The organism is Streptococcus sp. SCPM-O-B-15277 (M60), assembly GCF_058200335.1.
In genome coordinates this window covers 44,863-62,021 of the sequence record NZ_JBYQGR010000003.1, presented here as the reverse complement: position 1 = coordinate 62,021, position 17,159 = coordinate 44,863, and the positions used below count along the sequence as shown (strand labels likewise).

Genomic DNA, 17,159 nt, shown 5'->3' with positions numbered 1-17,159 from the left:
ATGAATATTAATACAATTACTCTGGAAAAATTCATCACCTTAAATGAAGAGGAGAAACTTCAGTGTCTTAAAGACATTAAGCATACCTACCAATTCGAAAATATAAAGGAAATCCTCTCAGAGCTTGGTTTAGAAAATTTAAGTGGTCAAGTACTTAGTGAACTAGCCAAAGTTTGTAATAATTGGAGTCAATTTGAAGAGGCAAAAACAGTTTTAGAGATAGTCTCTGAAGAAGATAGGGATGCTATTTGGTATTATAGAAATGGTTTTACCCATTGGCGTTTATCTAGTGACCCGAAGAATGACTTTGAAACTGAAGCTAATCAGGCTCTAGCTTTATTAGAAAATGCTATCAAAAATGCTGATTCCTCAACAAATCCAGTCATTGAATGGTGTATTGAGTTGGTTAAAGTAGGTTCTCTAAAGGAAGTTTTTGAAGCTAAGCCAGCAGATTATCCCTTGCTAGAAAAATACTATTTTGAAGATGTTAATGAAACTAATCAAGAAATGACAATTGCGCAGAATAAGAAATTATACAAGAATATTACGGTAGAAGATGTTCAAAAGGCAAAAGACTCATGGGATATTATTAAACCAGTATACGAAACTGTTAACATCTATAACACCTATGAAGACTATCTCGATTCTGCAAAAATTTTTACTTTAGAACAAAGATACCTTCTGGCGATTATCTGGTATTTTATTGAAGTAAACAATGGAGGCCACTATCAATTTTTCGATAATTCGACAGGGATTGTCTGGGAAGATACTTTAAAGGGATTGGAACTATTTGGAATGACGGAGCATGCTATTAATTTCAAAAATCTTCTTGCATTCTTTGGTGGAGCTATCTCCTTTGTTAGAGAAGAGAGATCGGAGATGCTAGCACAGATGGAAGAAGAGTATGGTGATGCTTTTTATCAGAAGTTGGATGAAGCTGATGATTTTGTTTATGATTATGATGGAAATGAGAACGAACTAAGTTTTATCAAAAAATATCCAGAGAAATTTATTTTTCAGGGAAATGCAGATAAATCGTAAAGAGTAGTAAATAAAGATGAGGCTGGGACAAAAGTCCTAGCCTCTCATTTATTTTTGGATTGTTGAGCAAGACGCAGTGGTTGAGGTGGGCTCTACTACGCTGATTTCATCAGCTTTTACAGCCCTTCTCAACTGTGCGGAGGTGGGACGACGAAATCGAATTCTAACGAATGACCGATTTCTGTCCCACTCTCATTTTTTAGGGGAAAATCCTTGGTTTATAAATAGTTATAATCTAAGTTGAATACCACAAACACTATTTTTACGGATTTTGAATATATTTTTCAAAAATATCAGGCTAAAAATTGCTAAAAACCGAATATTTTGTTACTATTATATAAAAATGTAAGAAAATGAAAAGAGGCAAAGATAAATCAGAAAATTAAAATGATTTTCCCAGGCTGCATCAGAGAATTATTTTCAGATTTTCAAAATATTTTTTAGAAATATAGTAATTTACTTGAAACTTATCTAAAAAGGTAGTATAATAAAAATTAAGAAAACGCTTACAATATAAAGGGGGATTTATGGATACATTAGAAGCTTTAAGAACTTTTACAACAGGCGAAAATTTCCATCTTCAGCACTATTTGGGCGCACATCGTGAGGAGAAAGACGGGGAATGGGGTTACACATTCCGTGTTTGGGCTCCAAATGCGCAGGCTGTTCATCTAGTCGGTGATTTCACGAATTGGGTTGAAAATCAAATCCCTATGGTTCGAAATGAATCTGGAGTATGGGAAGTTTTTACAACTTTTGCCCAAGAGGGTCAGATTTATAAATATCATATTACACGGGCTAACGGTCATCAACTTATGAAGATTGATCCTTTAGCTGTTCGGTATGAAGCACGTCCAGGCACAGGTGCTGTGTTAACAGAAATTCCAGAAAAGAAATGGAAGGATGGACTTTGGTTAGCTCGTAGAAAACGTTTGGGATTCTTCGAAAGACCAGTTAATATTTACGAAGCACACGCTGGTTCCTGGAAACGAAATCCAGATGGAACTCCTTATAGTTTTGCTCAATTAAAAGAAGAGTTGATTCCTTACTTAGTTGAAATGAACTACACTCATATTGAGTTTATGCCTTTGATGGCTCACCCGCTAGGTTTGAGTTGGGGCTATCAACTGATGGGATATTTCGGTTTAGAACATTCTTACGGAAGACCAGAAGAGTTTCAAGACTTTGTTGAGGAGTGTCATTTAAACAATATCGGTGTTATCGTGGACTGGGTTCCAGGTCACTTTACAATCAATGATGATGCCTTAGCCTACTATGATGGAACTCCGACTTTTGAATATCAAGACCATAACAAAGCTCATAACTATGGTTGGGGGGCATTAAACTTCGACTTAGGTAAAAATGAAGTTCAGTCTTTCTTGATTTCAAGCATTAAGTTCTGGATTGATTTCTATCATTTGGATGGTATCCGTGTCGATGCTGTAAGTAATATCCTTTATCTTGATTACGATAATGCACCTTGGACTCCAAATAAAGACGGGGGCAATCTCAACTATGAAGGTTATTATTTCCTACAACGTTTGAATACCGTTATCAAGCTAGCTCACCCAGATGTCATGATGATTGCTGAAGAATCTTCTTCTGGCACTAAGATTACTGGAATGAAGGAGATGGGTGGTCTTGGATTTGACTACAAGTGGAACATGGGATGGATGAATGATATCTTACGTTTCTACGAGGAAGATCCAATTTACCGCAAGTATGACTTTAACCTTGTTACCTTCAGCTTTATGTACATCTTTAATGAAAATTACCTCTTGCCATTCTCACACGATGAAGTTGTCCATGGTAAGAAGAGTATGATGCATAAGATGTGGGGAGACCGTTACAATCAATTTGCAGGACTGAGAAATCTCTACACTTATCAAATCTGTCACCCTGGTAAGAAATTGCTCTTTATGGGTAGTGAATTTGGTCAATTCTTAGAGTGGAAATCAGAAGAGCAATTAGAATGGTCAAACCTCGAAGATTCAATGAATGCCAAGATGAAATACTTCACATCTCAACTGAATCAACTTTATAAAGACCATCGTTGTCTTTGGGAAATTGATACAAGTTATGATGGAATTGAAATCATCGATGCTGATAATAGAGATCAAAGTGTTCTATCCTTTATTCGTAAGGGTAAAAAAGGCGAGATGCTAGTCTGTGTCTTCAATATGGCACCTGTAGAACGTCCTGAATTCACAATTGGTCTTCCGGTTGCAGGCGTATACGAAGAAATATGGAATACTGAGTTAGAACAATGGGGTGGTGTTTGGAAAGAGCACAACCAAACAGTTCAAACTCAAGAAGGATTATGGAAGGATTATGAGCAGACTTTGACATTTACCTTGCCAGCTTTGGGGGCAAGTATCTGGAAAATCAAACGTCGCTTGAAACCCGCTAAAAAAGAATCAAATAAATCTCAAAAAGGAGTAGAAAATGAAGAATGAAATGCTAGCTTTAATCCTTGCCGGTGGGCAAGGAACTCGTCTCGGTAAACTCACTCAAAGCATTGCAAAACCTGCTGTGCAATTTGGTGGGCGCTATCGTATCATTGACTTTGCTCTTTCTAACTGTGCCAACTCTGGTATCCACAATGTTGGGGTTATCACACAGTATCAACCTCTTGCTCTTAACAATCACATCGGAAACGGTTCTAGTTGGGGTCTTGATGTAATTGATTCAGGTGTTTCTATCCTTCAACCTTACTCTGCAAGTGAAGGAAATCGTTGGTTCGAAGGTACAAGTCATGCCATTTACCAAAATATTGACTATATCGATAGCATTAATCCTGAGTATGTTTTGATTCTTTCAGGAGACCATATCTACAAGATGGACTATGATGATATGCTCCAATCACACAAGGATAACAATGCCAGCTTGACAGTTGCTGTTTTGGATGTACCACTAAAAGAAGCTAGTCGTTTCGGTATCATGAATACAGATGCTAATAATCGCATTGTTGAATTCGAAGAAAAACCTGCCCAACCAAAATCAACCAAGGCATCAATGGGTATTTATATTTTCGATTGGAAACGTCTACGCAATATGCTAGTTGCAGCTGAAAAGAATAATATTGACATGTCAGACTTTGGAAAGAATGTTATTCCAAATTATCTTGAAACTGGTGAAAGTGTCTATGCTTATGAGTTCAATGGATACTGGAAGGATGTTGGTACAATCGAATCTCTTTGGGAAGCAAATATGGAATACATCTCTCCAGAAAATGCTCTAGATAGCCGTAATCGTCAATGGAAAATTTATTCTCGTAACCTTATCGCTCCACCAAACTTCCTTGGAGAATTTGCTCAAGTAGAAGACTCTCTAGTAGTAGATGGATGTTACGTGAATGGTACTGTAAAACATTCCATTCTTTCTACAGCTGCTCAAGTTCGTAAGGGAGCAGAAGTTGTTGATTCTGTCATCATGAGTGGAGCAGTTATCGGTAGAGGTGCTAAAATTACACGTGCAATCATCGGTGAAGGTGCAATTATTGCCGATGGTGTTGAAATTGATGGTACAGAAGAAGTACAAGTAGTCGGATATAACGAAGTAGTGGGGGTAGCAACAGATGAAGATTGATAAATATTCAGCGATTTTAGGAAACACTGTTGGTTTTCATGATATGTCAACCTTGACAAGTAACCGTCCAGTGGCAAGTTTGCCATTTGGAGGAAAGTATCGTTTGATTGACTTCCCACTCTCAAGTTTAGCAAATGCTGGTGTTCGAAGTGTCTTTGGAATCTTCCAACAAGATAACATCAGCTCTGTATTTGACCACATTCGTTCAGGACGTGAATGGGGCTTGAATACACTACTTAGTCACTACTATCTAGGTATTTACAATACACGTGTAGAAAGCAGTACAGTCGGTAAAGAGTATTATCAACAACTCTTGACTTATTTAAAACGTTCTGGATCTAACCAAACGGTTTCTTTGAACTGTGACGTTTTGGTAAATATTGATCTTACTCAGGTTTTCCATTTGCATAATACTACAAAATCTCCTATTACGGTTGTTTATAAGAAACTACCTAAAAAGGATATTTCAGAAGTAAATGCTATCCTAGATATTGATGAAACTGATCACGTGCTCTCTCACAAACTCTTTGATAAAAAAGCTGAACAAGAATACTACAACATGTCAACGGATATCTTTGTTGTAGATACTCAATGGTTGATTGAACGTCTGGAAGAAGAAGCTCAGAAAGAACACCCAGAAAAACTACGTTATGTTCTACGTGACTTGGCAGCGGAATCAGGCGCTTTTGCATACGAGTATACTGGTTACTTAGCAAATATTCATTCTGTAGAAACATACTACCAAGCCAATATTGATATGCTTGATCAGCATAAATTCTACTCTTTATTCTCTCCAAATCAAAAGATTCACACAAAGGTGAAAAACGAAGAACCAACTTATTATGCACCTGGTTGTGAAGTAAATACTTCGCAGTTTGCTTCTGGTAGTATTGTCGAAGGTAAGGTTGTTCGTTCAGTTGTTTCGCGTAATGTTCAAATTCATAAAGATAGCTTAGTTAAAGAATCTATTGTTTTCCCTCGTGTTGTCATTGGTGAAGGTGCTCAAGTTGAGTATGCAATTATTGATAAGGGTGCTGAAGTAGCTGATGGAGTTGTTATTCGTGGTACAGCAGAAAATCCTGTTGTCATCAAAAAAGGTGAAAAAGTAACAGAGGACATTCTTTCATGAAAATTTTATTTGTAGCAGCTGAAGGAGCCCCTTTTTCTAAAACAGGTGGCTTGGGAGATGTTATCGGGGCTCTTCCAAAATCATTAGTTAAAGCTGGACATGAAGTTGCTGTTATCCTGCCATACTATGACATGGTGGAAGCCAAGTTTGGAGATCAAATTGAAGATGTTCTTCAATTTGAAGTATATGTTGGTTGGCGTAGACAATTTTGTGGCATTAAGAAGACTGTTTTAAATGGTGTTACCTTCTACTTTATTGACAACCAGTATTATTTCTTCCGTGGTCATGTGTATGGTGATTTCGATGATGGTGAACGCTTTGCCTTCTTCCAACTTGCAGCCTTAGAAGCTATGGAGCGTATTGGTTTTATTCCAGATGTTCTTCATGCTCATGATTATCATACAGCTATGATTCCTTTCTTGTTGAAGGAAAAATACAGATGGATCCAGGCCTACCAAAACATTAAGACTGTCTTAACAATCCACAACCTGGAATTCCAAGGTCAATTTTCTGAAGGTATGCTTTGGGATTTGTTCCGAGTTGGATTTGAACGCTATGCGGATGGTACAGTTCGCTGGAATGACTGTCTTAACTGGATGAAAGCTGGTATCCTCTATGCAGATCGTGTATCTACTGTATCGCCAAGCTATGCTTATGAAATCATGACAACAGAGTTTGGATGTGGTTTGGATCAGATTCTTCGAATGGAGTCCGGTAAGGTGTCTGGTATCGTAAACGGAATAGATACGGATCTTTATAATCCAGAAACGGATCCTTTGTTGGATTATCATTTTAATAAATCAGACCTATCAGGAAAAGCTCAGAATAAAGCTAAACTTCAAGAAAAAGTTGGTCTTCCGGTTCGTCCCGATGTTCCAATGATTGGTATTGTGTCGCGTTTGACAAGACAGAAAGGTTTTGATGTCGTCGTTGAAGGTTTGCATCGCATGCTTCAAGATGATGTTCAAATCGTTCTCTTGGGTACAGGTGATCCTGGCTTTGAACAAGCCTTTTCATGGTTTGGCCAAGTATTCCCAGATAAATTATCCGCTAATATTACCTTTGATGTGAAGTTGGCACAAGAGATTTATGCTGCGTGTGATATTTTCCTCATGCCAAGTCGCTTTGAACCATGTGGACTTTCTCAAATGATGGCTATGCGCTATGGTACTTTACCTCTTGTCCATGAGGTAGGTGGTTTGAGAGATACTGTTCAGCCATTCAATCCGATTGAAGGAACTGGTACTGGATTTAGTTTTGACAACTTGACTCCATACTGGCTTAACTGGGCTCTTCAAACTGCTTTGGATGTTTATTATAACCATCCTGACGTTTGGAAGAAACTTCAAGTGCAAGCTATGGAATGTGATTTCTCTTGGGATACAGCTTGTCAGTCCTATGTTGATTTATATCACAGCTTAGTAAATTAAGTATGTAAAATCGTATGAAAATTTCATACGATTTTTTGAGATGATAAAGTAAGGAGTATATATGCAAACAATCAAGGGTCTCTGTGTGCTCGATGTAGATGGCACTCTGATAGAAGAAGAGGTCATTGATTTATTGGGGAAAGAGGCAGATTGCGAAAAGGAAGTAGCTCAGCTAACTGCTCAGGCTATGAGTGGAAAATTAGACTTTGAAGAAAGTTTAAAAAAACGTGTTTCCCTTCTAAAAGAGCTTTCTATCGATGTCTTTGATAAGATTTATCGTGAACTACACCTTAGTAAAAATGCTACGCAATTTGTCAAAACTCTTCAAGAAAATCAGATAGAAGTCGGTTTGGTATCGGGTGGATTTACGACCATCGTGGAAAGATTAGCAAAAGATTTGGGGATTTCATTATGTACTGCTAATCAACTGGAAATAAAAGATGGACATTTAACTGGCAATCTTATTGGTCCGGTTATAAGCAGAGAAGTAAAAGAAGCAACCCTCGTGAGATGGGCTCAAGAATTACAAGTGCCGTTTGAGAGAACGATTGCGATTGGTGATGGCGCTAATGATTTGGCCATGCTTAAACGATCAGGATTTGCTATAGCTTTCTGCGCTAAGGATATTGTGAAAAAGGAAATAAATCTTCAGGTAGATGAAAGAGATTTTGCAAAAGTTTTAGAAAAAATAAATCTCCTTTAGTTAGAAAGAGGAATGAACATGAAAATTGTCATCGCACCGGACTCTTTCAAAGAGAGTCTTCCCGCAAACCAAGTAGCAGAAGCTATAAAAAGAGGATTTAAAAGGGTGATCCCAGATGCTGAATATCTGCTTTTACCTGTCGGTGATGGAGGTGAAGGGACTGTAAATGCTATTAAAAGTTCACTAGATCTGGAAGAAAAAACAGTCCAGGTAACCGGACCTTTTGGTGATGAGGTTCAAATACGCTATTATGAAAAAGGGGAATTAGCCCTGTTTGAAGTTGTAGATTTAATCGGTCTTGAAAAAATTCCTAATGAAAAACGATATCCACTAGAGATTCAAACAAAGGGGATTGGTCAACTTATTCTCCATTTCATAGACCGAGGGGTAAAAGATATCTACATCGGTGTCGGTGGTACGGCTAGTAACGATGGTGGTATTGGTATTGCTGCCGGAATCGGTTATCAGTTTTACGATGAAAATGGGAATGAACTTCAGGCATGTGGCCAATCTCTGTCTGCTATCAGGAAAATTTCCAAGGAGAGAGTCATTGAAATTCCTGCAGACGTTCATATAAGAATCCTAGCAGATGTGACTAATCCTCTTTGTGGACCCCGTGGCGCCACCTATACATTTGGGAAGCAAAAAGGCTTAAAGCCTTATGAATTTGAAGAGGTTGACGAGGCGATTAGGGAATTTTATGAGAATATTGACCCAGATGTATTCATGTTAGAGGGCGCAGGAGCTGGTGGTGGCATTGCTGCTGGTTTGTGTGTATTTGCTGGAGCAGAAATCGTATCAGGCATTCAAACTTGTTTGGACTTGATTAATTTCGATGAAAAGGTAGCAGATGCTGATCTCATAATTGTTGGTGAAGGTAGATTAGATTCTCAAAGTTTAGCTGGCAAGGCTCCAATCGGAGTAGCAAAAAGAACACCTAAGGGTGTTCCGGTCATTGCTATTTGTGGCAGTTTAGATCAGGATTTACCCTCCCTACCATTTGAGAATATCATTGCCGCTTTTTCGATACTTGAAAAAAGCGAGCCATTGGAAAATAGTCTAAAAAATGCAGCCACCTATTTAGAACATACCGCGGCAAGTATTGCTCAAATACTGTCTTTAAAAAAGAATTAACCAAACCATTTTTTCCAGAGAGAGGTTGGAGCTTTAGTTTCCTTTTCTTGCCACAAATCTGAAAAGGCCTTTCTGAGGTCTTTTTCACTTGCTTGGACAGGATTATCGCTATGGATAACTAGTCCAAAAGGAGAAGAATCATGATCTTCAGAAACAATGGTTGCTTGGCAATCAGAAGCTTTGGCATTTTTTAAATAATAAACCTGCTTTTCAAACTCAACCTGAGGAGAAATTTTGACAAAAAGAGGTTCAGTCTCTTTTTTTAAGCACTCTAAAATAGTCAAAAAACCTTTTTGGAATTTGTCATCATTTGCAGTTTCAAGACTTGCATAACCAAGTACACGTTCCTCAAAAGTGCCAAGAAAACGCCTTTGTTCGTCTGGATTTAGTTTAAGCCCGCCATGAGCTTTTTCTAATAGTTGTTTAGATACGTCTGTCATAAAAATAGTATATCACAAAACTGGTAAAACAAGAGAAAAAGAAAGCGATTACTTTATAAACTTAAGGAAAATTTGCACAAAGATAACGTTTTTTCTTGAAAAAGGTATCTTTTTGATGTATCATAGAGGTGTAAAATAATTTAACTCAAAGGAGAGTATAAAATGTCAATTATTACTGATGTTTACGCTCGCGAAGTCCTAGACTCACGCGGTAACCCAACACTTGAAGTAGAAGTTTATACTGAGTCAGGTGCTTTCGGACGTGGTATGGTTCCATCAGGAGCTTCTACTGGTGAACACGAAGCAGTTGAACTTCGCGACGGTGACAAATCTCGTTACGGTGGTCTTGGTACACAAAAAGCTGTTGACAACGTAAACAACATCATTGCTGAAGCAATTATCGGCTACGATGTACGTGACCAACAAGCTATCGACCGTGCTATGATCGCTCTTGACGGTACTCCTAACAAAGGTAAATTGGGTGCAAACGCAATCCTTGGTGTGTCTATCGCTGTAGCTCGCGCTGCTGCTGACTACCTTGAAATCCCACTTTACAGCTACCTTGGTGGATTCAACACTAAAGTTCTTCCAACTCCAATGATGAACATCATCAACGGTGGTTCTCACTCAGACGCTCCAATCGCTTTCCAAGAATTCATGATCGTACCTGCTGGTGCACCTACATTCAAAGAAGCTCTTCGTTGGGGTGCTGAAATCTTCCACGCTCTTAAGAAAATCCTTAAATCTCGTGGTCTTGAAACAGCCGTAGGTGACGAAGGTGGATTCGCTCCTCGTTTTGAAGGAACTGAAGATGGTGTAGAAACTATCATCGCTGCGATTGAAGCTGCTGGATATGTACCAGGTAAAGACGTATTTATCGGATTTGACTGTGCTTCATCAGAATTTTACGATAAAGAACGTCAAGTATACGACTACACTAAATTCGAAGGTGAAGGAGCTGCTGTACGTACTGCTGCAGAACAAATCGACTACCTTGAAGAATTGGTAAACAAATACCCAATCATCACTATCGAAGATGGTATGGACGAAAACGACTGGGACGGATGGAAAGCTCTTACTGAACGTCTTGGTGGTAAAGTTCAATTGGTTGGTGACGACTTCTTCGTAACAAACACTGACTACCTTTCACGTGGTATCAAAGAAGGATGTGCTAACTCAATCCTTATCAAAGTTAACCAAATCGGTACTCTTACTGAAACATTCGACGCTATCGAAATGGCGAAAGAAGCTGGTTACACTGCCGTTGTATCACACCGTTCAGGTGAAACTGAAGATTCAACAATCGCTGACATCGCAGTTGCAACAAACGCAGGACAAATTAAGACTGGTTCACTTTCACGTACTGACCGTATCGCTAAATACAACCAATTGCTTCGTATCGAAGATCAACTTGGTGAAGTAGCTGAATACCGTGGATTGGAATCATTCTACAACTTGAAAAAATAAAATAGTTCAGTGAACTAATTAAAGCCCTTGGATTTTTTCCGAGGGCTTTTGTATATTATTAGACAAGCTCAAAGAAATGCTGTCTAGTTTTCGTATTCTAGAGGTGAAAAAAGAGATTTTTAAACGTATTTTTGGTATAATAATACCCAGGAAAACTAGAGAAAAAGGAGGTTGAGATGGAAAAGTATTTATCGGTTACAACTTTGACTAAGTATTTAAAAATGAAATTCGATAAAGACCCTTACTTGGAACGGGTCTATTTAACTGGTCAGGTTTCGAACTTTCGTAAACGTCCAACTCACCAATATTTTTCTCTTAAAGATGATCGTGCTGTTATCCAAGCGACCATTTGGTCAGGTATTTATCAGAAACTAGGTTTTGATTTGGAAGAAGGGATGAAGATCAATGTCATCGGTCGTGTCCAAGTCTATGAACCAAGTGGGAGCTACTCTATCATTATTGAAAAGGCAGAGCCTGATGGTGTCGGTGCACTTGCCCTTCAGTTCGAACAATTAAAAAAGAAATTATCAGAAGAAGGCCTTTTTCAAGATCGCTTTAAACAAGCAATACCTCAGTTTGCAAAACGCATCGGGGTTGTGACTAGTCGTAGTGGTGCTGTTATCCAGGATATCATTACTACTGTTAGCAGACGTTTTCCAGGGGTAGAGATTATTTTATATCCTACCAAGGTTCAAGGCGAAGGAGCAGCAGAGGAGATTGCCCGTAACATTGCTAAAGCTAATGAACGTGATGACTTAGATGTACTTATCATTGGTCGTGGTGGTGGCTCGATAGAGGATCTCTGGGCTTTTAACGAAGAGATTGTAGTGCGTGCTATTTTTGAATCGCATTTACCGATTATTTCAAGTGTGGGCCACGAAACAGATGTAACCTTGGCTGATTTTGTTGCCGACAAGAGGGCAGCAACACCAACTGCTGCAGCAGAGTTAGCTACACCTGTGACCAAGTTAGATCTTCTGACCTACCTTAAAAATCAAGAGAAACGAATGGCTACTGCTGTACAAAATACTTTATCAAAGAAAAAAGAAGCCTTGAGAACGCTTAGTCAATCAGTCATCTTCAGGCAACCAGAGCGTTTATATGATGGATATCTGCAACGCGTAGATCAGTTGCAATTACGTCTCAAACAAAGTATTAATACAGAACTTGTCAGACAACAACAAAAAGTCATAGAACAAGTTCATCGTCTTGAACAGTTATCACCAATCAATAAGGTTCATCGTTATCAGGACCGCCTGCTACAACTGGAAAAGTTACTTCGTAGTCAAATGGCGGTAGTTTATGATGCCAAGGTTGCTGAGGTGAAACGCTTGTCAGAAGCTCTACTCATGTTAGATACGAGTCGTATCGTAGCAAGGGGTTATGCGATTGTGAAAAAAGAGGATACCGTGGTATCTTCGGCAAAAGATTTGAAAAAAAATGACCAGGTGATATTGATGATGCGAGATGGTCATGTAGAATTAGAGGTTAGAGATGTCAAAACAGAAGAAATTTGAGGAAAATTTAGCAGAGCTTGAGACTATTGTTCAGAGTTTAGAAAATGGTGAAATTGCTTTAGAAGATGCCATTGCTGCATTTCAAAAAGGAATGGTTCTTTCAAAAGAATTGCAAGCAACACTTGATAAAGCAGAAAAGACCTTGGTTAAAGTTATGCAAGAAGATGGAACAGAAAGCGAACTCCTATGAACAAGCGGGAAAAATTAGCTTTGGTCGAGTCAGCACTAGAAGAGTTCTATGGCGACCAGCAATTTGCAACAAACTTAAGAGAAGCCGTTCTTTATTCCATACATGCTGGTGGTAAAAGAATTCGCCCCTATCTACTTCTAGAAGTTTTGGAATCTTTGCAAGTGTCTATCGCACCAGCCCATGCTAAGGTTGCTGCAGCGCTTGAGATGATTCACACAGGTAGTTTGATTCATGATGATTTACCTGCTATGGATAATGATGATTTTCGACGGGGACGTTTGACCAATCACAAAGTCTATGGAGAAGCCCTAGCTATTTTAGCAGGAGATGCGCTTTTTCTGGATCCCTATGCCTTGATAGCGCAAGCAGATTTGCCTAACCAAACTAAGGTAGATTTGATAGCAAACTTATCACTTGCTTCCGGAAGTATGGGGATGGTAGCCGGTCAAGTTTTAGATATGGAAGGTGAAGGCAAACACTTAAACTTAGAAGAACTTCAGACCATCCATGCTAACAAGACTGGAAAGCTCTTGGCTTTTCCATTTCAAGCAGCTGGAATCATTGCAGGATTGGATAAAAACCTTCAAACACAACTAGAAACAGTTGGAGAACTGATTGGGCTTGCTTTTCAAATTAGAGACGATGTCCTTGATGTTACGGCTAGTTTTGAGGAAATTGGTAAAACACCACAAAAAGATTTGCAAGCTGAGAAATCAACCTATCCTGCTTTGTTAGGATTGGATGAGGCAAAAGTTTTTTGCAACCGAACTTTGGATCAGGCTAATGAAAAATTAGATGTGATTAGCCAATTAGTCGACTTTGATAAAGAACCAATTGTAAAAATAGTAGAAAGTTTGAGAATCAATGCCTAAGGAAAGAGTAGATGTACTTGCCTACAAACAAGGTTTATTTGAAACAAGAGAACAGGCTAAGCGGGGCGTAATGGCTGGATTAGTGATTGCAGTCCTTAATGGTGAGCGTTTTGATAAACCAGGAGAAAAAATTCCTGATGATACTGAATTAAAACTCAAGGGTGAGAAACTCAAGTATGTGAGCCGAGGCGGCTTGAAACTTGAGAAAGCTTTAGAAAAATTTGATATATCGGTTGAAGGCAAAACGACCATTGATATTGGCGCTTCAACAGGAGGCTTTACGGATGTCATGCTTCAAAATGGTGCAAAACTGGTTTATGCCGTTGATGTTGGGACCAATCAGCTTGCCTGGAAATTGCGTCAGGATTCACGTGTTATCAGCATGGAGCAATTTAACTTTCGTTATGCTGAAAAAAATGACTTTGAAGAATTGCCAAGTTTCGCAAGTATCGATGTGAGTTTTATTTCTTTGAGTCTCATTTTACCGGCTCTACATAGAATATTGGTCGACCAAGGGGAAGTTGTTGCACTCATAAAACCACAGTTTGAAGCAGGCCGAGAACAGATTGGTAAAAATGGAATTATCAGAGATGCCAAAGTTCACCAAAATGTTTTAGAATCAGTTACTAAAATGGCAGTTGATGAAGGATTCTCAATCTTAGGATTGGACTTTTCTCCTATTCAAGGTGGACATGGTAATATTGAGTTTCTTGCTTATTTACGTAAAGAAGAACATGCAAGCAACCAAGTAGTTTCTGAAATAGAAAAAGTAGTAGAAAAAGCACATAGAGAGTTTAAAGATGAATAAAAAAGAAAGACTTGAAAAGATTAGAAGATTTGTGACTGACTATCAAATCGGCACACAAGAAGAGATCGTTGAACACTTGAGAGAAGCAGGCATCTCTGCCACTCAAGCAACTGTTTCACGTGATATCAAAGAATTAGGGATTGTAAAAATTCCTTTGAAAGACAATACATATGTCTATGAATTACCAAAGTCAGTAGTTAAAAGTTTACAGTTAGCTGAGAACAATATCGAAAGCTTCGAAAGAATGGGTAATCTCATCAACTTAGATGTCATTCCTGGGAATACAATTTTTGTTAAAAGTCAATTGACTCAAACATTTTCGGATATGATTTTTAGCTGTTTAGCAGATGATAACTCAATTTTAATTGTGGCGCGAACTGAAGAAGCAGCTATAGAGATTGTTGAGCAAGTTAAAAAGTGGTAGGACCTTATGTTACTTGAAATTTCAATTAAAAACTTTGCCATCATTGAGGGTATTTCACTTAATTTTGAGAAGGGAATGACAGTTCTGACGGGGGAAACCGGTGCTGGGAAGTCTATCATCATCGATGCTATGAATATGATGCTGGGAGCAAGAGCTACAACGGACGTTATTCGTCATGGTGCTCCTAAGGCTGAAATCGAAGGTCTTTTCTCGGTTGAAAACAGTCATGCTTTGCAAATGATTTTTGATGAGCAAGGAATAGAGTTAGGTGATGAAATCATCATCCGTCGTGAAATTTTACAAAACGGGCGTAGTGTTAGTCGTGTCAATGGACAGATGGTTAATCTATCTGTTCTTCGCTCAATTGGACAGTATCTTGTTGATATCCATGGCCAACATGATCAAGAAGAGTTAATGCGTCCCCAATTGCACATTCAGATGCTTGATGGGTTTGGTGATGCAGATTTTCTGGAACTGAAGCAAGCCTATCAGACAAACTTTGATGCTTATCGTAAAATGCGCAAGCAACTTCTTGAGATTAAGAAAAATCAAGAAGAGCACAAGGCTCGTATTGAAATGTTGGAATTTCAGATGGCTGAAATTGAGTCTGCGTCCTTACAGCCAGGTGAAGACCTCAAACTTAACAAAGAACGAGATAAACTTTTAAATCATAAAAATATTGCTGATACGTTGACTAATGCTTATACAATGTTAGATAATGAAGAATTTTCAAGTCTAGCTAACGTGCGTTCAGCTATGAATGATATGGAAAGCATAGAAGAGTATGATGTAGAATATCGTGAAATTTCTACTTCCTTATCTGAATCTTATTATGTTCTAGAAGATGTTACTAAACGTTTAGAGGATATTATTGAAAGTCTTGATTTCGACGGTAATCGTCTGATGCAGATTGAAAGTCGTTTAGATTTCATTCACGCCATTACACGTAAGTACGGTGGGAATGTTGACGATGTCTTGATGTACTTTGCTAAAATCACAGAAGAATACAACCTTCTAACTGGCAATCATTTATCTTCAGATGATATGGAAGCTGAACTCAAACAATTAGAAGTAAGTCTAGTTAACTTAGCAAGTAAGCTTGCATCTGCTCGACATAACTTAGCGCAACAATTAGAAATTGAGATTCAGCAAGAACTGAAAGACCTTTATATGGAGAAAGCTCAGTTTCAGGTTCAGTTTACAAATGCTAAATTTAGTCGTGAGGGTAATGAGAGTGTTGAGTTTTATATTTCAACCAACCCTGGTGAAGACTTTAAACCATTAGTTAAAGTAGCGTCTGGTGGTGAATTGTCTCGTCTCATGTTGGCTATCAAGTCTGCTTTTTCACGCAAGGAAGGCAAGACCAGCATTGTATTTGATGAAGTAGATACAGGAGTTTCAGGACGTGTGGCTCAAGCTATTGCGCAAAAAATTCATAAAATTGGTCAACATGGCCAAGTATTAGCGATTTCCCATCTACCACAAGTCATTGCTATCGCAGATTATCAGTTCTTTATTGAAAAAATTAGTGATGAGCATTCAACTGTGTCGACTGTTCGTCTCTTGACTTTGGAAGAACGCGTAGAAGAAGTTGCCAAGATGTTGGCAGGGGAGAATGTAACAGCTGCAGCTCTTACACAAGCTAGAGAATTATTGCAAAGTAAGGAGAAATAAATGACAGATTATTATGTAATTGGTGATGTTCACGGAAAAGCAGGAATGCTTGAAGACCTTCTTAAAACATGGGATGGCAAAACCCAATTACTTTTTCTTGGTGATTTAATCGATAGAGGAGAAGACAGTCGTCGTGTTCTTGAGATGGTTAAGGACTTGGTAGAAAATCAAGGAGCGATTTGCATTTCAGGAAATCACGAGTATATGTTTTTAACCTGGTTGAATAATCCTGAAGAAAGTTATGATCATTACCGTAGGAATGGTGGAGATACAACCATTAATTCTATTTTAGGTCGTCCGCTAGATGCACCAGTAGATGGTGTAGAAGATGCAAAGCGTGTTGAGACGGAGGCAGCAGACTTGGTTGCTTTTATTCGCCAAATGCCTTTTGTGATTGAAACAGACCACTATATCTTTGTTCATGCTGGAATTGACCTTACATTGGATGACTGGCATGAAACAACAGACTACAAGAAAGTCTGGCTCAGAAAACCATTCCACGAGGCACCGAATCACACAGGAAAAACGATCGTCTTTGGTCATACACCAGTCTACGGTTTATTAGATCAAAAACCAGGTACTCCAGAACTTTGGATTACAGAAGATGGGAAGATTGGAATGGATGGAGGAGCAGTCTATGGCGGTGTCCTTCATGGAATCGTCTTTACCGAACAAGGCATGGCTGACCATTATTTCATTGAAAACGACGGCTTTGTTGCCGAAGATTAGTACTCCTAGCAGG

The 17,159-nt window shown here is 38.6% G+C and carries 16 protein-coding genes; 15 read left to right on the top strand and 1 reads right to left on the bottom strand.

The genetic code is table 11. The annotated features are described in order from the left end of the window. The 7 genes from AC3E9F_RS05350 (at position 1) to AC3E9F_RS05320 (ending at position 9,025) form a co-directional block, all read left to right on the top strand. A complete protein-coding gene (locus AC3E9F_RS05350) occupies positions 1 to 1,041 on the top strand; it encodes a DMP19 family protein (RefSeq protein WP_263393520.1) in 1,041 nt (346 codons plus the stop codon). 527 nt (positions 1,042 to 1,568) lie between these two features. Further along, positions 1,569 to 3,497, top strand: coding sequence for a 1,4-alpha-glucan branching protein GlgB (gene glgB / locus AC3E9F_RS05345; RefSeq protein WP_263393521.1), 1,929 nt, complete (start codon positions 1,569 to 1,571; stop codon positions 3,495 to 3,497). Continuing rightward, positions 3,487 to 4,629 (top strand): glucose-1-phosphate adenylyltransferase, encoded by a 1,143-nt coding sequence (locus AC3E9F_RS05340; protein ID WP_049496442.1) that lies wholly within the window; start codon positions 3,487 to 3,489, stop codon positions 4,627 to 4,629. The genes glgB and AC3E9F_RS05340 overlap by 11 nt, the downstream gene beginning before the upstream one ends. Continuing rightward, on the top strand, positions 4,619 to 5,758 hold the full coding sequence (glgD, locus tag AC3E9F_RS05335; RefSeq protein WP_049496439.1) for a glucose-1-phosphate adenylyltransferase subunit GlgD: 1,140 nt from the start codon (positions 4,619 to 4,621) through the stop codon (positions 5,756 to 5,758). The genes AC3E9F_RS05340 and glgD overlap by 11 nt, the downstream gene beginning before the upstream one ends. Next, a complete protein-coding gene (gene glgA, locus AC3E9F_RS05330; RefSeq protein ID WP_263393522.1) occupies positions 5,755 to 7,188 on the top strand; it encodes a glycogen synthase GlgA in 1,434 nt (477 codons plus the stop codon). Before glgD ends, glgA begins: the two co-directional genes overlap by 4 nt. A gap of 61 nt (positions 7,189 to 7,249) precedes the next feature. After that, a complete protein-coding gene (gene serB / locus AC3E9F_RS05325; protein WP_263393523.1) occupies positions 7,250 to 7,891 on the top strand; it encodes a phosphoserine phosphatase SerB in 642 nt (213 codons plus the stop codon). Positions 7,892 to 7,909: 18 nt separating this feature from the next. Further along, on the top strand, positions 7,910 to 9,025 hold the full coding sequence (locus AC3E9F_RS05320; RefSeq protein WP_490672893.1) for a glycerate kinase: 1,116 nt from the start codon (positions 7,910 to 7,912) through the stop codon (positions 9,023 to 9,025). Here AC3E9F_RS05320 and AC3E9F_RS05315 read toward each other — a convergent pair. Then, on the bottom strand, positions 9,022 to 9,465 hold the full coding sequence (locus tag AC3E9F_RS05315; protein ID WP_490672892.1) for a DUF1694 domain-containing protein: 444 nt from the start codon (positions 9,463 to 9,465) through the stop codon (positions 9,022 to 9,024). The genes AC3E9F_RS05320 and AC3E9F_RS05315 overlap by 4 nt on opposite strands. A 162-nt stretch (positions 9,466 to 9,627) precedes the next feature. On the opposite strand from AC3E9F_RS05315, the gene eno reads away from it, so the two are divergent. The 8 genes from eno to AC3E9F_RS05275 all read left to right on the top strand — a co-directional run bounded on the left by eno (position 9,628) and on the right by AC3E9F_RS05275 (position 17,146). Further along, the gene (gene eno / locus AC3E9F_RS05310) at positions 9,628 to 10,932 is read left to right on the top strand and encodes a surface-displayed alpha-enolase (protein ID WP_490672891.1); all 1,305 of its coding nucleotides are present in this window, start codon (positions 9,628 to 9,630) and stop codon (positions 10,930 to 10,932) included. Between the two features lie 176 nt (positions 10,933 to 11,108). Continuing rightward, positions 11,109 to 12,449: an exodeoxyribonuclease VII large subunit gene (xseA, locus tag AC3E9F_RS05305; RefSeq protein ID WP_414259034.1), complete on the top strand. Its 1,341-nt coding sequence runs from the start codon at positions 11,109 to 11,111 to the stop codon at positions 12,447 to 12,449. Next, the gene (locus AC3E9F_RS05300; protein ID WP_414259035.1) at positions 12,427 to 12,639 is read left to right on the top strand and encodes an exodeoxyribonuclease VII small subunit; all 213 of its coding nucleotides are present in this window, start codon (positions 12,427 to 12,429) and stop codon (positions 12,637 to 12,639) included. Before xseA ends, AC3E9F_RS05300 begins: the two co-directional genes overlap by 23 nt. Then, positions 12,636 to 13,511, top strand: a complete 876-nt coding sequence (locus AC3E9F_RS05295) for a polyprenyl synthetase family protein (protein ID WP_490672890.1) — start codon at positions 12,636 to 12,638, stop codon at positions 13,509 to 13,511. The genes AC3E9F_RS05300 and AC3E9F_RS05295 overlap by 4 nt, the downstream gene beginning before the upstream one ends. Then, positions 13,504 to 14,319, top strand: a complete 816-nt coding sequence (locus tag AC3E9F_RS05290) for a TlyA family RNA methyltransferase (protein ID WP_490672889.1) — start codon at positions 13,504 to 13,506, stop codon at positions 14,317 to 14,319. The genes AC3E9F_RS05295 and AC3E9F_RS05290 overlap by 8 nt, the downstream gene beginning before the upstream one ends. After that, a complete protein-coding gene (locus tag AC3E9F_RS05285; protein WP_006148593.1) occupies positions 14,312 to 14,743 on the top strand; it encodes an arginine repressor in 432 nt (143 codons plus the stop codon). The genes AC3E9F_RS05290 and AC3E9F_RS05285 overlap by 8 nt, the downstream gene beginning before the upstream one ends. Positions 14,744 to 14,749: 6 nt before the next feature. Further along, complete coding sequence (gene recN, locus AC3E9F_RS05280; RefSeq protein WP_490672888.1) at positions 14,750 to 16,417, top strand: DNA repair protein RecN; 1,668 nt, start codon at positions 14,750 to 14,752, stop codon at positions 16,415 to 16,417. Next, on the top strand, positions 16,418 to 17,146 hold the full coding sequence (locus AC3E9F_RS05275) for a metallophosphoesterase family protein (RefSeq protein ID WP_490672887.1): 729 nt from the start codon (positions 16,418 to 16,420) through the stop codon (positions 17,144 to 17,146). Positions 17,147 to 17,159 lie beyond the last annotated feature (13 nt).